We start from the raw sequence: 14,915 nt of genomic DNA on the forward strand, positions 1-14,915 counted from the left end.
GGGCCGGGGTGGGGGCAAGCGCAACACCCACACCACCGCTGGCGCGGCGCAGCCCAAGCCTTATATTCCTGGGCCATGCGCACCCTCTTTCTCGCCCTATGCGGCATCCTCGCCGCCTCGCCCGGCTGGGCCGCCGGCCTGCACCATGATCTGACCGTCACGCTGGACCCCGCCGCGCGGCGGCTGGAGGTGGAGGACCGTCTGCGCCTGCCCGCCGGTCCGCACCGGCTGCGGCTGGCGCCGGGGCTGGCGGTGGGGGAAGCGCTGCTCGACGGGAAGCCGGTCGCGGTGCGCGGCAACGCCCTGCCGGTGACCGTGCCGGAGGGTGGCGGGGAACTCCGCCTGCGCTACGCCGGAACCCTGCCGCCCCTGACGCCGGAGTCGCGCGGCGGGGGCGGAGGGGCGGAGGGCGCCTATCTGCCCGCCGGCACCGGCTGGATTCCGACATCCGAGACCGCGGAGTCCCCGCCCTCCTGGCGCCTGTCGGTCCGGGTGCCGGCGCCCTTCGTCGCGGTGGCGACCGGCCGTCTGGTCGAGGAGACGCGCGACGGCATGGGCTATGCCGCGACCTTCGCCGAGGACTGCAGCGTCGAGGAACCGTCGCTTTTTGCCGGACCGTGGCGGGTGACGGAGCGGATGCACGGTGGTCTTCGTCTCCGCACCTATTTCCATCCGGAGCAGGCCCCGCTGGCCGAGGAGTATCTGGACCTCAGCGCCCGGACCATCGACGCGCAGGCGGCGCGGATCGGCGCCTATCCCTTTGCCGGATTCGCCGTCCTGTCGGCGCCGCTGCCGGTCGGTCTGGGCTTTCCCGGCCTGACCTACATCGGGCGGCAGGTGATGCCGCTGCCCTTCGTCCGCGCCCAGTCGCTGCCCCACGAGATCCTGCACAACTGGTGGGGCAATGGGGTGCGCGTCGGCGAGGGCGGAAACTGGCCCGGCAACTGGTCGGAAGGGCTGACCACCTTCATGGCCGACTACGCGGCGGCGGAGACGCGCGGCGAGGACGCGGCGCGGGCGATGCGGTTGGACTGGCTGCGCGACTACGCCGCCCTGCCGGCGGAGCGCGATTCCGCCCTGACCGACTTCCGCGCCAAGGTTCACGACGCCGCCCAGATCGTCGGCTATGGCAAGGCGGCGATGCTGTTCCACATGCTGCGCGCCGAGATCGGGGCGGAGGCCTTCGACGCGGGCATCCGCCGCTTCTGGGAGGAGAGGCGCTTTCAGGATGCGGGGTGGGACGACCTGCGCCGCGCCTTCGCGGCGGCGTCGGGCCGGGAGCTCGGACCCTTCTTCGACCAATGGCTGACCCGCGTCGGGGCGCCCGCACTGGAACTGGTGGGGGCGAGGGGTGACGGCGACGGGGTGGTGCTGACCCTGCGCCAGGGCGAGCCGGCCTATGGCCTGACCGTGCCGGTGGAGGTGCGGACCACGGCGGGGACGGAGCGCCACACCATCCGTCTCGACGGGAATGAGACCACTGTGGCGATCCGGACCGCCGGCGTGCCGCAGGCCCTCGCGGTCGATCCCGGCTTCGGCCTGTTCCGCCGTCTCGCGCCGGGGGAGGCGCCGCCAACCCTGCGCGACGTGACGCTGGACCACGCGGCCACCACGGTGATCGCCGCCGATGGTCCGGCCGCAGCGCCTGCGCGCGCGCTGGCCGAGCGTCTGGCCGATGGCAAACCGCGCATTGCCGCCGCTGAGCGTTCCGATCCCGCCGCCCCGCTCGCCGTGATCGGGACGGCGGGGGAGGTCGAGCGGTTGCTGGCCCGGCTCGGCCTGCCGCCGATGCCGGACAGCCTCAAAGGGCGCGGCACGGCGCGGGTGTGGACCGCAAGAACCCCGCAGGGCCGCCCATTGCTGGTGGTGGCGGCGGATGACGCGGCGGCGCTCCAGGCGTTGTTGCGCCCGCTGCCCCATTACGGGCGGCAGAGCTGGCTGGTCTTCGAGGGCGTCCGCGCCGTGGACCGCGGCGTCTGGCCCGCCGGCGACAGCCCGTTGCGTGTGTCTTTCGAGTAGCCCCGACCGCCCGGCAGCTGTCCATGGAGCATACCCCGCCTTTGCCTGTTGTAGGGGAAACGGCGCGCGATGCGCGCGTTCTGCGGGAGAATGCACATGTCTCGGATGACGAAGACTTTCCTCGGAACCCTGGCCGGTCTCGGCGTGGCGGCGGCGCTGGCCCTGCCCGCGGCGGCGGCCCCCGGTGACATCCACACGGTGACCGGCGAGAAGGTGAACCTGCGCGCGGCCCCCTCCGACAATGCCTCGGTCCGCTCCACGGTCACCCGCGGCGACGAGGTGATCGAGCTGAAGCAGGAGGGCAACTGGATCGGCGTGCGGTCGATGCGCACCGGCGAGGAGGGCTGGGTCTTCGGCGACCTCGTGAAACGGCAGACGCCGAGCACGCTGGGCGGCGCGTCGTCCGCGGCGTCGGACGCCGGGTTCGGGCGGATCTCCTCGGGATTCGACGGGCTGCTGGCGGGCATCAACAACCAGCTCGGCTACCGCTTCGCGGAGCGGGTGGAGCAGCCGGGCAACGGCGCGCTGCGCGTCATCCCGACCCAGGAATGGCTCTACAACACCAGCCGCGAGGCCAAGATCTACGCGGCGCTGGCCCTCTACGAGATGTGGAAGAACCACAACAACGGGCGTCCGGTGAGCGTGGCGCTGGGCTCCCCCGGTTCCTCCGCGATCGCCATCGAGGATTCGGGGCGGGGGCCGGAGCTGTCGCTGCCCATGATGGGCGCCTCGAAGTAAAGGGGCTTCGCGGCGGGGAGGGCGTGATGCCTCCCGCCGCGCCCCATTCTTGATCCGCATCAACGCCAGCGCTCCCCGCCGCCGTCCAAATGCCGCTGTGGCAGGCGGAGGGGGCGGGAAGCGATGAAGTACGTCGATGAATTCCGGGACGCGGCGCTGGCCCGCGGCATCGCCGCCGCCATCGGGCGAGAGGCGGCGAGCGGGCGGACCTATCACCTGATGGAGTTCTGCGGCGGCCACACCCACGCGGTGTCCCGCTACGGCATTCCCGACCTGCTGCCGGACAACGTGCGGATGATCCATGGGCCGGGCTGTCCGGTCTGCGTCCTGCCGGTCGGGCGGATCGACGACGCCATCGCCATTGCGCGTCAGCCCGGCGTGATCCTGTGCACCTACGGCGACGTGCTGCGCGTGCCGGGATCGGGGCGGGTCAGCCTGCTGAAGGCGAAGGCCGAGGGGGCGGACGTGCGGATGGTCCTGTCCACCCAGGACGCCCTGCGCATCGCCGAGGACAACCCGGACCGCGAGGTCGTCTTCCTCGCCATCGGCTTCGAGACGACCACGCCGCCGACCGCGGTGGCCGTTCATGCCGCCCAGGCCAAGGGCCTCCGGAATTTCAGCGTCTTCTGCAACCACGTCCTGACCCCGGCGGCCATCCGGGGCATCATGGACAGCCCGGAGGTGCGCAGCATGGGCACGCTGCCGCTCGACGGCATCGTCGGGCCGGCGCACGTCTCCGTGGTCATCGGCAGCCGTCCCTACGAGTTCGTGGCGGAAAGTTACGGCAAGCCGGTGGTGATCGCCGGGTTCGAGCCGCTGGACGTGCTCCAGGCCATCCTGATGCTGATCCGGCAGGCGAACGAGGGGCGGGCGGAGGTGGAGAACCAGTTCACCCGCGCCGTGACCCCGGACGGCAACCGGAAGGCCCAGCGGATCGTCGCCGATACCTTCGACGTGCGTCCCAGCTTCGAATGGCGCGGCCTCGGGTCGCTTCCCGACAGCGGCTTGCGGTTGAAGAAGGGCTTCGCCGCCTTCGACGCGGAGCGGCGCTTCGCCGTGCCGGGGCGCGCGGTGCCCGACCACAAGGGCTGCGAGTGCGGCGACATCCTGCGCGGGGTGAAGAGACCCAGCGATTGCAAGCTGTTCGGCACGGTCTGCACGCCGGAGAACCCGATGGGCTCCTGCATGGTGTCGGCGGAGGGGGGCTGTGCCGCCCATTACACCTATGGGCGTTTCCGCGACCACCGATCGGCGGTGCCGTGACCGTTGGTTTCAGCGGCAAACCGTTTGTCACGAAATATTTCGTCAGGGAAGCTATTCGCTCCTTGCACGGCTAACCTTTTGCGGGGGTTCGGAGGACGCTGATAGGTTCGTTCCCGAACAAAAGAACAGGAGGGGACTTCCCGCATGAAACGCCGTTCATTCCTCGCCAGCGCCGGTGTCGGCGTCGCGGCCAGCACCCTGGCGGCTCCGGCCATCGCGCAGAGCACCCCGGAGGTGCATTGGCGCCTCGCCTCCAGCTTCCCGAAGAGCCTGGACACCATCTATGGCGCCGCCGACGTGATTTCACGCCGCGTCGCCGCCATCACCGACAACAAGTTCACGATCCGCCCCTTTGCCGCCGGTGAGATCGTCCCCGGCCTCCAGGTGCTCGACGCCGTGCAGAACGGCACGGTCGAGTGCGGCCACACCGCCAGCTATTATTATGTCGGCAAGGACCCGACCTTCACCTTCGATTCGACGGTCCCGTTCGGCCTCAACGCCCGCCAGCAGAACGCCTGGATTCTCCAGGGCGGCGGCATGGAGCTGCTGCGCGACTTCTTCAAGGGCTACAACGTCGTCAACTTCCCGGCGGGCAACACCGGCACCCAGATGGGCGGCTGGTTCCGCAAGGAGATCAAGACGGTCCAGGACCTGAGCGGCCTGAAGTTCCGCATCGGCGGCTTCGCCGGTCAGGTGCTGACCAAGCTGGGCGTCGTGCCGCAGCAGATCGCCGGCGGCGACATCTACCCGTCGCTGGAAAAGGGCACCATCGACGCCGCCGAGTGGATCGGCCCCTACGACGACGAGAAGCTGGGCTTCAACAAGGTCGCCAAGTACTACTACTATCCCGGCTGGTGGGAAGGCGGCCTGAACGTGTCGCTTCTGGTCAACCAGCAGAAGTGGGAAGAACTGCCGAAGCCCTATCAGGCGGCGCTGGAAGCGGCCTGCTTCGAGGCGCTGGCCATCATGAACGCCAAGTACGACTCCGACAACCCCGCCGCCCTGAAGCGTCTGGTCGCCGGCGGCGCCCAGCTCCGTCCCTTCCCGCGCGAGGTGATGGAGGCCTGCTACAAGGCGGCCTACGAACTGTACGACGAGACGGCCAAGAACAACCCGAAGTTCGCCAAGATCTACGAGCCGTGGAAGAAGTTCCGCGACGAGGAGTATCTGTGGTTCCGCGTTGCCGAGAACAGCTTCGACAACTTCACCTTCACCGCCGGGCAACGTCGTTGATCAAAGGCCGGTAAGGGCGGGTCGGTGCGGCGCGTCGCGGCGCCGCACCGTTTCGGCCGCTACTGGGCCGACACTTTCTGGGACAGGCGTTGCAGATCCTGCGACGCGCGGTCGGCGACGCGCTGGGCAGCCACCAGCGTGTCCGTCAGATTGCCGACGTCCGGCGCGATCTCGCCCGCGGCGTCGGACATCTCGTTCAAGGCCTTCACCGCGGTGTCGATCAGGCGGATGACCAGCCCCGCGGGGCCGTCGGCGTTGTCGTACCCAGCCATTCCAAAATCTCCATGGTTGCGCAACCCAGCCCGAACGACACGGGGACGAGTTTCCATGGAGGCCACGGGTTGCGCAAGCCGCTTGTTGCGGCGCACGCATCCCCGCTTTGACCGGCCGGCGTCAGTGGATGCCCGGCGCTTCCTGCCCGGTGCTCGCCACATACTCGGTGTAGCCGCCGCCGTACTGGTGGATGCCCTCCGGAGTCAGCTCCAGCACCCGGTTCGACAGGGCGGCCAGGAAATGGCGGTCGTGCGAGACGAACAGCATGGTGCCTTCATAGGCGCCCAGCGCCGAAATCAGCATCTGCTTGGTGTCGAGGTCGAGGTGGTTGGTCGGCTCGTCCAGCACGAGGAAGTTGGGCGGGTTGAACAGCATGGTCGCCATGACCATCCGGGCCTTCTCGCCGCCGGACAGGACCCGGCACTTCTTCTCGACGTCGTCGCCGGAGAAGCCGAAGCAACCGGCCAGCGCGCGCAGCGACCCCTGGCTCGCCTGCGGGAAGGACGCCTCCAGCGATTCGAAGATGGTCTTGTCGCCGTCGAGCAGGTCCATGGCGTGCTGGGAGAAATAGCCCATGCGCACGCTGCCGCCGACCGCGACGGTGCCGCTGTCCGGCTCGGTGGCACCCGCTACCAACTTCAGCAGCGTCGATTTGCCGGCGCCGTTGACGCCCATGACGCACCAGCGCTCCTTGCGGCGGATCGTCAGGTCCAGCCCCTCGTAGATGGTCCGGCTGCCGTAGCCCTTGTGCACGTTCTTCAGCACCGCGACGTCGTCGCCGGAGCGTGGGGCCGGCGGGAAGTCGAAGGTCACGATCTGGCGGCGCTTGGGCGGCTCGAAGCGTTCGATCTTGTCGAGCTTCTTGACGCGGCTCTGGACCTGGCTGGCGTGTGAGGCGCGGGCCTTGAAGCGCTCGATGAACTTCAGCTCCTTGGCCAGCATGGCCTGCTGGCGTTCGAACTGCGCCTCCTGCTGCTTCTCGCGCAGCGCCCGCTGGCGCTCGTAGAAGCCGTAGTCGCCGGAGTAGCTGGTCAGCGACCCGCTGTCGATCTCGATGATCTTGTTGACGATGCGGTTCATGAACTCGCGGTCGTGCGAGGTCATCAGCAGGGCGCCCTCGAAGCCCTTGAGGAAGCCCTCCAGCCAGATCAGGCTTTCGATGTCCAGATGGTTGCTCGGTTCGTCGAGCAGCATGACCTCGGGCCGCATCAGCAGGATGCGGGCCAGCGCCACGCGCATCTTCCAGCCGCCGGACAGCATGCCGACGTCCATGTCCATCATCTCCTGGCTGAAGCTGAGGCCGGCGAGCACCTCGCGCGCCTTGCCCTCCAGCTCGTAGCCGCCCAGCTCGTCGAAGCGGGCCTGGACCTCGCCGTAGCGCTCGATGATGGCGTCCATCTCCTCGGCGCGGTCGGGGTCGGCCATGGCGGCCTCCAGTTCGGCCAGTTCCGCGGCGACGGTGCTGACCGGGCCGGCGCCGTCCATCACCTCGGCGACGGCGGAGCGGCCGGACATCTCGCCGACGTCCTGGTTGAAGTAGCCGATGGTCGCCTGCTTCTCGATCGCCACCTGACCGGTGTCCGGCAAATCCTCGCCGGTGATCATGCGGAACAGTGTCGTCTTGCCCGCCCCGTTGGGACCGACCAGCCCGATCTTTTCGCCCCGGTTCAACGCCGCCGATGCTTCGAGGAAGAGGATTCGGTGACCATTCTGCTTGCTGATGTTGTCGAAGCGGATCATGTGCGGCTGCGTTCCTGCGGCGTTGTTCCCATGGCGTGGCGGGGGCTCTTATGCCACAGGATGCGCGGTGCGATGGAGTCCTGATCGGTGCCATGCGAAAATCGCAATCCGAGAACAGTGTCATGGGAAGGATCGTCGTCATGGGGCGTCCGCCGCAGGTTTGGGACTATTGGCGCCCCATCGGCGGCGGCATCGTCGAGCTGGGGACGGTGCGCGGCGTCGACGTGGCCTTGCCGGTGCATTTCCATCGCGAGGATCAGCTGACCTTCGTCCTGGCGGGGCGGCGGCGCTTTGTCATCGCGGGCGAACTGTGCGAGGCCGGTCCCGGCGAGGGGGTACATATCCCCGCGGGAACGCCTCATCGCTCCCTGTGCGGGCCGGACGAGGTCGTCTGCATCAACCTCTACACGCCGCCCGGCCTCCACGCCGCGCCGGAGATGGTTGCCGCGCTGGCCCGGCACTGTCGGAGGACGGGCGGGCTGGAATGGGCCGACCTGACGCGGATCGCCGAGGACCACCGGCTCGCCATCGGGACTGGGGTGGAGCCCTTGGTGGAACTGACGGGGGACGAACCGTGGGACACCGTCGGCGCGGCGGCGCGGCGCGCCGGGATGAGCCGCGAGGGCTTTTCCCGTCGCTTCCGCAAGCAGCACGGCGTGCCGCCGCACGCCTTCCAGCTTCAGGACCGGTTGAACGACGCGCGGCTCCTGCTCCGCGCCGGTGAGCCCATCGCGGCGGTCGCGGCGGACACCGGCTTCGCCGACCAGAGCCATCTGGGGCGCTGCTTCCGCCGCGCCTTCGGCGTGACGCCGGGCCGCTACCGCGCCGGATAGGTCACATCCGTACCAGACCGCCGCCGGTCCGCCTGCTAACCATCCGTCCGAGAGCGCCGCACGGACACGGTCCGGCGGTGCGGCCACAGGCAAGCTTGGGAGCATGGCATGTCCATCGCAGTGTCCGCCGTCTCGTACCTCCTGGTGGTCGGCGCCGGGGTCAGCGTCGCGTTGCAACAGGTCCTGAACGCCAATCTGCGGGCCGATCTCGGCTCGCCCTGGTGGGCGGGTTTCGTCAGCTACGTCGTCGGGATGCTGGCGATGCTGGCGGTCGCGCTCCTCGCACCCGGCCCCCGCCTTGCCGACGCGGTGAGCGGGGCCGGATCATGGGTCACCTGGACCGGCGGGCTGTTCGGCGCGCTGTTCATCGGCACCGCGATCCTGATGGTGCCCCGCCTGGGGGCGGCGACGGTGCTGGCGCTGATCGTGGTCGGCCAGATGCTCGGCTCCCTCGCCTTCGACCATGTCGGTCTGCTCGGCCTGCCGCAGCAGCCGGTGAGCCCGACCCGGCTGGCCGGCGCCGCCTCCCTGATCCTCGGCGTCGTCCTGATCCGGCTGTAGCGCGCTCAAAGACTCCGGTGCAGGGCGAAGCCGGACGCGCCGGGGGCTTCCAACTCCGGGCGGAGTTCGAGGCTGGGGATCGCATAGTCGCCGCCGTTCTGGCGGCGGAAAGGGATCGGCGGCGCCGTCTCCAGCGTCCGCATCCGCTCCCGCAAGCTTTCCGCCGCCTGCGCGAAGCCGGCCTCGTCGAAGCGGTCCACCCGGTAGGCGACGAAGGGCGGCAGCACGTCGTAGCCGGGGTAATGCAGGATGCCGTGGTTGATCGGAAACAGAAGGTCGTCGATCGGGCCGTTGATGCCGCGCGGCGCGTAGTGCTCGGCCCAGCCGCCCGTCGTCACCACCAGCATGGCGCGCTTGCCGGCGAAGCGGCCCTCGCCGTAGCGGTCGCCCCACCGCCGGTCGCTGTGCTCGCCGACGCCATAGGCGAGGCCGTAAGCGTAGACGCGGTCGACCCAGCCCTTGAGGATCGCCGGCATGGTGAACCACCAGAGCGGGAATTGCAGGATCAGCGCGTCGGCCCACAGCAGCTTTTCCTGCTCGGCCTTCACATCGTTGGTCAGCGCGTCGGCGGCGAAGGCGGCGCCGGAGGCGGCGGCCACCTTCAGGCGCTCCCCCTCGCCGAGGCTGGGGAAGTCGGCGTGGTCCACCGTGGCCTTCCAGCTCATGGCGTATAGGTCGGAGACCCGCACCGTATGGCCCTGCGCCTCCAGTTCCGCGACGGCGGCATCGCGCAGGGCGGCGTTGAGGGAGCGGGGATCGGGATGGGCGAATACGATCAGCACGTTCATCACAGGCACCTGTTCGCTTGAAACGCTTGCGCCTCAAGCTATGCGGGTGGAAATTGATCCGGTAGATGGGGTGACTGAATAGAACTCTGCCGTAAAATGGATCAATCGAACGTCACGCTGGACCGCATGCGCAGCTTCATCCGCGTCGCCGAACGGGGAAGCCTGTCGGCGGTGGCGCGCGAGATGGCCATCGGGCAATCGAGCGTCACCCGGCACATCCGCGAACTGGAGGAGGCGCTCGGCGTCGCCCTGTTCAGCCGGACCACCCGGCGCGTCGCGTTGACCGCGGAGGGCGAGCGCTACTACGCCAACGCCGTCCAGATCCTGCGCCTCGTCGAACAGGCGGGCGACGAGGCGCGCGACACCGGCCGCGCCTCGGCCGGAACGGTGCGGGTGTCCTGCACGGCGGCGCTCGGTGTCCGGCATATCAGCCGGCTGATCTTCGCCTTTCAGGACCGTCATCCGGACATCGCCGTCGATTTCGGCCTGACCGACGAGCGCATCGACCTCGTGCGCGACGGCGTGGACATCGCCATCCGCCTCGGTCCCCTCGCCGACAGCTCCCTGAAGCGGCGGGCGCTCGGGCTGAGCCGGCGCGTCCTCGTCGGGTCGCCGGCCTGTCTGGAGCGGCAGGGCCGGCCGACGACGCCGGACGACCTCGCGGGGTTCGACGGCGTCCGCATGTCGAACATCGCGGGGAGCGACCGGCTGACGCTCGAAGGGCCGGACGGCGCTCTTCACGCCGTGTCCCTCGGGGGACGGCTGCGGGTCGATCACGGGTTGGCCGCGCGCGAGGCCTACCTTGCCGGGCGCGGCATCGGCCCGGCCCATGTCTGGCTGGTGGATGATTTGCTGGCCGACGGCCGCCTGGAGGTTCTCCTGCCGGACCACGCGCCGCCCGCCGTGCCGCTCAACCTGCTGATCGTGCCGGAACGGGCCGGCATCGCGCGGGTCCGGCTGCTGGTGGAGTTCCTGGCGGAGACGGTCGCGACCATCCCCGGGATCGAGAGGTCGTCCCGGGGATAGCCGATAGGGCGATTACGGGGCCGCGCCCTCGGTCACCGCCAGGCTGCGGCGCGGCAGGCGCAGGCGCCCGTTGAGGACGAGGTGGGCGACGAGGCCGATCAGCAGGCCCCAGAAGGCCCCGCCGATGCCGAGCAGCTTGATGTTCGCGGCGGACGCCAGGAAGGTGATCAGCGCCGCCTCGCGGGACGCCGGGTCGGCCATCGCCCCGGCCAGGCTGCCGCCAATGGTGCCGAGCAGCGCCAGACCGGCGAGCGCGGTGATGAAGGTCGCGGGAAACGCCATGAAGACGGCGGCCAGCGTCACCCCGAACACGCCGACGAGCACGTAGAAGACACCCGCGGCGATCCCGGCGATCCAGCGCTTGGCCGGGTCCTCATGCGCCTCCTTGCCGGTGGCGATGGCGGCGGTGATGGCGGCGATGTTGAAGGCGTGGGAGCCGAACGGAGCCATCAGCAGCGAGCCGAGGCCGGTCACGGTCACGATGGGGTTGGCGCTCGTCGTGAAGCCGTCGTTCCGCAGAACCAGCATTCCCGGCATGTACTGGCCGGACAGCGTGATGAGGAACAGCGGCAGCGCGACCGACAGCAGCGCGTTCAGCGAGAAGTCCGGCGCGGTGAAGACCGGGGCGGCGAACTCCAGCGACAACCCCGACAGATCGACGCGGCCCTGCGTCAGCAGGAAGGCCAGCCCGAGGACGAGGATGCCGACCACGGCGTAGCGGGCGGAGAGCCGCTTCAGCGCGACATAGGCGACGATCAGCAGGCCGACCAGCAGCGGATCGACGCTGGCCCCGCCGAACGCCCCGATGCCGAAGGGGAGCAGGATGCCGGCGAGAAGGCCGGAGGCGATGCCGGGCGGGATCAGCCGGATGACCTTCTCGAAGCAGCCCGACAGGCCGAGCGCAACGAAGGCCGCCGCCGAAATCATGTAGGCGCCGACCGCCTCGGCATAGGGCGTCGTCGCCAGCGCGGTGACGAGGAACGCCGCTGCCGGGGTGGACCAGGCGGTGATGATCGGCTCGCGATGGCGCCAGCTCAGGAACAGCCCGGTCAATCCGACGCCGATGGAGACCGACCAGACCCAGGAGGCGGTGAGGTCGGGGCCGAGGCCCGCGACCTTCGCCGCCTGGAAGACCAGGATGAAGGTGCCGCCATAATTGACGATGACGGAGATCAGGCCCGCCACGACGGGGTGGGTGAGATCGTTGAGGCGGATGGGAGTCGACTTGGGTGGCATGGTTGAGCGGGACCTCCGGACGGTTGTGAGCCGCAAGGGCGATGAGCGGCCTTGACAACTACCCGACCAATGGCCTGATGTGCCCATCCGCTTTCCCAAAGAAGGCCAGACCATTTGTTCCGGCATTCCCAGCTTGAGTCCGTGAAGGCGTGGATCGCCAACCCCGCCCACGCGGCGATGCCGCTCCACGCGCGGATTCAGCGGGCTGTCCGGCAACTGATCGTCGACGGCGCGCTTGGGCCGGGCAAGCCGCTGCCCGCCTCGCGCGCGCTCGCCGTATCGCTGGGGGTGTCGCGCGACACGATCGAGGCGGCCTACGCCCAGCTTCACGCCGAAGGATTCATCGACCGGCGCGTGGGCAGCGGCAGCTTCGTCGCGGAGATCACCGAGTTCACCCCCGGCCGACGCCTGCCCCGGCGTGACACGTTCCCGAGCGATCAGGCACCGGCTCTCAGCCGGCGCGGGGCCGCCGTGTTCAGCGGTGGCGGCGTGCGAGAGATGCCGGTGCCGCGGCCCTTCGCTCACGGCGTTCCGGAAACCCGGACCTTTCCGCTTGCGCTCTGGGAGCGCCTGGAACGGCAGGTTCGCAAGGAGGTCGGCGCGCAAAGCCTGTTCCACGGCGATCCGCAGGGGACCGAGCCGCTTCGCCGCGCCATCGCCGACTATGTGAACCTCGAACGCGGCGCGCGCGCCACCGCCGACCGCGTCCTGGTGCTGACCAGCTCGCAACAGGCCATGGCGCTCTGCGCGGGCATGCTGTTCGACCCCGGCGACGGGATCTTCCTGGAGGACCCGGCCTATTACGGCGCGCGCAAGGCGTTCGAGGCGGCGGGCCTGGACTGCGTTCCGATCCGCGTCGACCGGCACGGCATCGTCGTCGATCAGATACTGGCCGAGCCGCGCAGGGCGAAGGCGGTCTTCCTGACGCCGTCCCATCAGTTCCCAACCGGCGCGACGTTGGCACTGGACCGCCGCTTGGCCCTGATCGAATGGGCGGCCCTGCATCGGTCCTGGATCATCGAGGACGATTATGACAGCGAGTTCCGCTACGCGGGCAAGCCGACGGCCTGCGTGCAGGGTCTCGATCCGCATGGACGCACCATCTACATCGGCACCTTCACCAAATCGCTCTTTCCCGGACTGCGGATCGGCTACGCCGTGCTGCCGCCCCAGCTCGTGAAGCCGATGACCGTCGCGCGCACGTTGCTGGATGGGCACACGGCCCCCATGGCGCAACTCACGCTGGCCCGCTTCATGGAGGGTGGGCATTTCGGGGCGCATGTCCGCGCCATGCGCGGCGTCTACGCCGAACGCCTCGACGTGCTGGCGGGCCTCGTCGGCAAGCACCTGTCGGATTTCGTCGAGCCGCAGGTTCCCATCGGCGGGCTGCAGATGCCCTGCCTGTTGACCGGCGGCCTTGCGGAGCGCACCGCCGTCGACGCGGCGCGACGGGCCGGGATCGAACTCCTCGGCCTGTCGGCGCTGCACGCCGCCGGCGACGGCAAGGCCGGTTTCCTGATGGGCTTCGCGGCCTACACGCCCTTTGAGATCGAGACGGCGGTCAGGACGCTGGAGAAGGCGTTTCGCGCGGCGACGAAGCCATAGCATGGCGCGGGCGCGCGGCATCGGATCAATTGGTCTGGTTGGGTGTCTGGGAATGGCTGGGTATGGCGTGCCATTTTCCTGCTATCGGAAAGCCGACCAATCCTTGATGATTCCCATTTGGAAAGGGAAGGCGACCCATGCACAAAACGGCGCTGGCGATCCGGCACGTCCATTTTGAAGACCTCGGCATCTTCGGCGCGGTGCTGTCGGAGGCCGGCTACACGGTGCGTTATCACGATCTCGACGCGGCCCCTTTCGCGACGCTCGACCCGCTGGAGCCGGATCTGCTGATCGTCCTCGGCGGTCCCGTCGGGGTCTACGAAAGCGACGCCTATCCGTATCTCGCCGAGGAAACCTCCCTCCTGGCGGACAGGCTGGCCGCGGAGCGACCGACGCTCGGCATCTGCCTGGGCGCGCAGCAGATCGCCAAGGCGCTCGGCGCGGCGGTGCGCCCCATGGGCCACAAGGAAATCGGATTCGGCCCGCTCACGCTCAGTGATGCCGGACGGGCTGGACCGCTTCGCCATCTGGAGGGCGTTCCGGTGCTGCACTGGCATGGGGACGCCTTCCAGATCCCCGCCGGGGCGGAGAACCTGGCGTCGACGCCGCTCTGCGCAACCCAGGGATTCGCGCTCGGCCGCCATGCGCTGGCCCTGCAATTCCATCCGGAGGTCGATGTGGCCGCCGGCATCGAGCGATGGCTGACGGGGCATGCCGCCGAGTTGGCCGGGGCCGGCATCGACCCGCGCGTGCTGCGCGGCCAAGCGGCGCGGATCGGTCCGGAGTTGCGCGAGGCCGGGCAAAGGATGCTGGCCGAGTGGCTTCAGGGTGTGGCCTGACCCTGTGCGGCGAGGCGGGATGGGATTTTCACTGATCTGCACGACGCTGCCGATCTGTGGCGCCGATCTGTGGCACAGTCCGCTCCAACGAGCCGCCTCACAGGGAACTTGAATGAACGACGCAGCAAGGAACGTGCTGATCGACGGCATGGAGCGTTGGGGGGCCTTCATCGAAGCGAATGCATCCTGGGCGGAGGTGATTCTCTTCCTGTGCGCCTTCGCGGAGTCCCTGGCCTTCGTGGGGCTCGTGGTGCCGGGTGTGGTGCTGATCGCCACGGGGGGCGCGCTGGTCGCCTCCGGCGCTCTCGGCTTCTGGCAGGTCTACGCCGCCATCGCGCTGGGCGCGGTGCTGGGCGACGCCGTGTCCTATTGGCTCGGCCGGGTGTTCGGTGATCGTGTCCCGGCTGTTTGGCCTTTTCGCCAGCGGCCGGAACTCCTGGAGCGGGGCAGCCGCTTCTTCCTGCGCCACGGCGGCAAGAGCGTCTTCTTTGCCCGCTTCCTCGGGCCGCTGCGGCCGGTGGTGCCGATCACCGCCGGAATGATGGCGATGCCTCACCACAGCTTCCAGACCGCCAACCTGTTGTCCGCGGTGATCTGGGTGCCTTTGATGATGACGCCCGGCTTCGCCATCGCGAAGGGAGTCGGAATCGACGAACTCCTGTCCGGCGCCACGGCGACGCCTGCCGCGTCTCGGAATGGAGGCGATAGGCCCTGCGTGTTGGCACCACCGATTTCCGGCCAGCCGTCCCGCTGCTGATCCC

14 protein-coding genes are annotated in these 14,915 nt (G+C 69.3%); 10 read left to right on the forward strand and 4 right to left on the reverse strand.

Annotation, left to right across the window (positions count from 1 at the left end; translation table 11 throughout):
- The first annotated feature begins 75 nt into the window (after window positions 1-75).
- The 4 genes from JJL56_RS00295 (at window position 76) to JJL56_RS00310 (ending at window position 5,253) form a co-directional block, all read left to right on the forward strand.
- A complete protein-coding gene (locus tag JJL56_RS00295; protein ID WP_200483781.1) occupies window positions 76-2,019 on the forward strand; it encodes a M1 family metallopeptidase in 1,944 nt (647 codons plus the stop codon).
- Window positions 2,020-2,115: 96 nt separating this feature from the next.
- Window positions 2,116-2,757: an SH3 domain-containing protein gene (locus JJL56_RS00300; protein ID WP_145627263.1), complete on the forward strand. Its 642-nt coding sequence runs from the start codon at window positions 2,116-2,118 to the stop codon at window positions 2,755-2,757.
- A 123-nt stretch (window positions 2,758-2,880) separates the two neighbouring features.
- A complete protein-coding gene (hypD, locus tag JJL56_RS00305) occupies window positions 2,881-4,020 on the forward strand; it encodes a hydrogenase formation protein HypD (protein WP_145627262.1) in 1,140 nt (379 codons plus the stop codon).
- A 144-nt stretch (window positions 4,021-4,164) separates the two neighbouring features.
- Complete coding sequence (locus JJL56_RS00310; protein WP_145627260.1) at window positions 4,165-5,253, forward strand: TRAP transporter substrate-binding protein; 1,089 nt, start codon at window positions 4,165-4,167, stop codon at window positions 5,251-5,253.
- Window positions 5,254-5,312: 59 nt separating this feature from the next.
- On the opposite strand, the gene JJL56_RS00315 is transcribed toward JJL56_RS00310, so the two are convergent.
- Window positions 5,313-5,525 (reverse strand): hypothetical protein, encoded by a 213-nt coding sequence (locus JJL56_RS00315; protein ID WP_145627259.1) that lies wholly within the window; start codon window positions 5,523-5,525, stop codon window positions 5,313-5,315.
- A 121-nt stretch (window positions 5,526-5,646) separates the two neighbouring features.
- Window positions 5,647-7,266 carry an ABC-F family ATP-binding cassette domain-containing protein gene (locus JJL56_RS00320; RefSeq protein ID WP_200483782.1) on the reverse strand — a complete coding sequence of 540 codons (1,620 nt, stop codon included), beginning with the start codon at window positions 7,264-7,266 and terminating at the stop codon, window positions 5,647-5,649.
- A gap of 122 nt (window positions 7,267-7,388) precedes the next feature.
- Here JJL56_RS00320 and JJL56_RS00325 point away from each other — a divergent pair, with 122 nt between their 5' ends.
- Window positions 7,389-8,099, forward strand: coding sequence for a helix-turn-helix domain-containing protein (locus JJL56_RS00325; protein ID WP_247890889.1), 711 nt, complete (start codon window positions 7,389-7,391; stop codon window positions 8,097-8,099).
- Window positions 8,100-8,207: 108 nt separating this feature from the next.
- Window positions 8,208-8,660: a DMT family transporter gene (locus JJL56_RS00330; RefSeq protein ID WP_200483784.1), complete on the forward strand. Its 453-nt coding sequence runs from the start codon at window positions 8,208-8,210 to the stop codon at window positions 8,658-8,660.
- Between the two features lie 5 nt (window positions 8,661-8,665).
- Here JJL56_RS00330 and JJL56_RS00335 read toward each other — a convergent pair whose 3' ends face one another.
- Window positions 8,666-9,448 (reverse strand): NAD(P)H-dependent oxidoreductase, encoded by a 783-nt coding sequence (locus JJL56_RS00335; protein WP_200483785.1) that lies wholly within the window; start codon window positions 9,446-9,448, stop codon window positions 8,666-8,668.
- Between the two features lie 96 nt (window positions 9,449-9,544).
- Here JJL56_RS00335 and JJL56_RS00340 point away from each other — a divergent pair, with 96 nt between their 5' ends.
- Window positions 9,545-10,474, forward strand: a complete 930-nt coding sequence (locus JJL56_RS00340) for a LysR family transcriptional regulator (protein ID WP_200483786.1) — start codon at window positions 9,545-9,547, stop codon at window positions 10,472-10,474.
- Between the two features lie 12 nt (window positions 10,475-10,486).
- On the opposite strand, the gene JJL56_RS00345 is transcribed toward JJL56_RS00340, so the two are convergent.
- Window positions 10,487-11,710 carry a benzoate/H(+) symporter BenE family transporter gene (locus JJL56_RS00345; RefSeq protein ID WP_200483787.1) on the reverse strand — a complete coding sequence of 408 codons (1,224 nt, stop codon included), beginning with the start codon at window positions 11,708-11,710 and terminating at the stop codon, window positions 10,487-10,489.
- 114 nt (window positions 11,711-11,824) lie between these two features.
- On the opposite strand from JJL56_RS00345, the gene pdxR reads away from it, so the two are divergent.
- From pdxR to JJL56_RS00360, 3 genes are all read left to right on the forward strand, one after another.
- Window positions 11,825-13,315, forward strand: coding sequence for a MocR-like pyridoxine biosynthesis transcription factor PdxR (gene pdxR / locus JJL56_RS00350; RefSeq protein ID WP_200483788.1), 1,491 nt, complete (start codon window positions 11,825-11,827; stop codon window positions 13,313-13,315).
- A 137-nt stretch (window positions 13,316-13,452) separates the two neighbouring features.
- A complete protein-coding gene (locus tag JJL56_RS00355) occupies window positions 13,453-14,154 on the forward strand; it encodes a glutamine amidotransferase (RefSeq protein WP_200483789.1) in 702 nt (233 codons plus the stop codon).
- A gap of 112 nt (window positions 14,155-14,266) precedes the next feature.
- Complete coding sequence (locus JJL56_RS00360; protein ID WP_211110780.1) at window positions 14,267-14,911, forward strand: DedA family protein; 645 nt, start codon at window positions 14,267-14,269, stop codon at window positions 14,909-14,911.
- Window positions 14,912-14,915 lie beyond the last annotated feature (4 nt).

This window comes from Azospirillum aestuarii, assembly GCF_016632405.1.
GTDB classification, from domain to species: Bacteria; Pseudomonadota; Alphaproteobacteria; order Azospirillales; family Azospirillaceae; genus Azospirillum; species Azospirillum aestuarii.

Bases quoted from the DNA above. Each gene is read 5' to 3' on its own strand.
- JJL56_RS00295 (WP_200483781.1), top strand. From the start codon at position 76: ATGCGCACCCTCTTTCTCGCCCTATGCGGCATCCTCGCCGCCTCGCCC.
- JJL56_RS00300 (WP_145627263.1), top strand. From the start codon at position 2,116: ATGTCTCGGATGACGAAGACTTTCCTCGGAACCCTGGCCGGTCTCGGC.
- hypD (WP_145627262.1), top strand. From the start codon at position 2,881: ATGAAGTACGTCGATGAATTCCGGGACGCGGCGCTGGCCCGCGGCATC.
- JJL56_RS00310 (WP_145627260.1), top strand. From the start codon at position 4,165: ATGAAACGCCGTTCATTCCTCGCCAGCGCCGGTGTCGGCGTCGCGGCC.
- JJL56_RS00315 (WP_145627259.1), bottom strand. From the start codon at position 5,525: ATGGCTGGGTACGACAACGCCGACGGCCCCGCGGGGCTGGTCATCCGC.
- JJL56_RS00320 (WP_200483782.1), bottom strand. From the start codon at position 7,266: ATGATCCGCTTCGACAACATCAGCAAGCAGAATGGTCACCGAATCCTC.
- JJL56_RS00325 (WP_247890889.1), top strand. From the start codon at position 7,389: ATGGGAAGGATCGTCGTCATGGGGCGTCCGCCGCAGGTTTGGGACTAT.
- JJL56_RS00330 (WP_200483784.1), top strand. From the start codon at position 8,208: ATGTCCATCGCAGTGTCCGCCGTCTCGTACCTCCTGGTGGTCGGCGCC.
- JJL56_RS00335 (WP_200483785.1), bottom strand. From the start codon at position 9,448: ATGAACGTGCTGATCGTATTCGCCCATCCCGATCCCCGCTCCCTCAAC.
- JJL56_RS00340 (WP_200483786.1), top strand. From the start codon at position 9,545: ATGGATCAATCGAACGTCACGCTGGACCGCATGCGCAGCTTCATCCGC.
- JJL56_RS00345 (WP_200483787.1), bottom strand. From the start codon at position 11,710: ATGCCACCCAAGTCGACTCCCATCCGCCTCAACGATCTCACCCACCCC.
- JJL56_RS00355 (WP_200483789.1), top strand. From the start codon at position 13,453: ATGCACAAAACGGCGCTGGCGATCCGGCACGTCCATTTTGAAGACCTC.
- JJL56_RS00360 (WP_211110780.1), top strand. From the start codon at position 14,267: ATGAACGACGCAGCAAGGAACGTGCTGATCGACGGCATGGAGCGTTGG.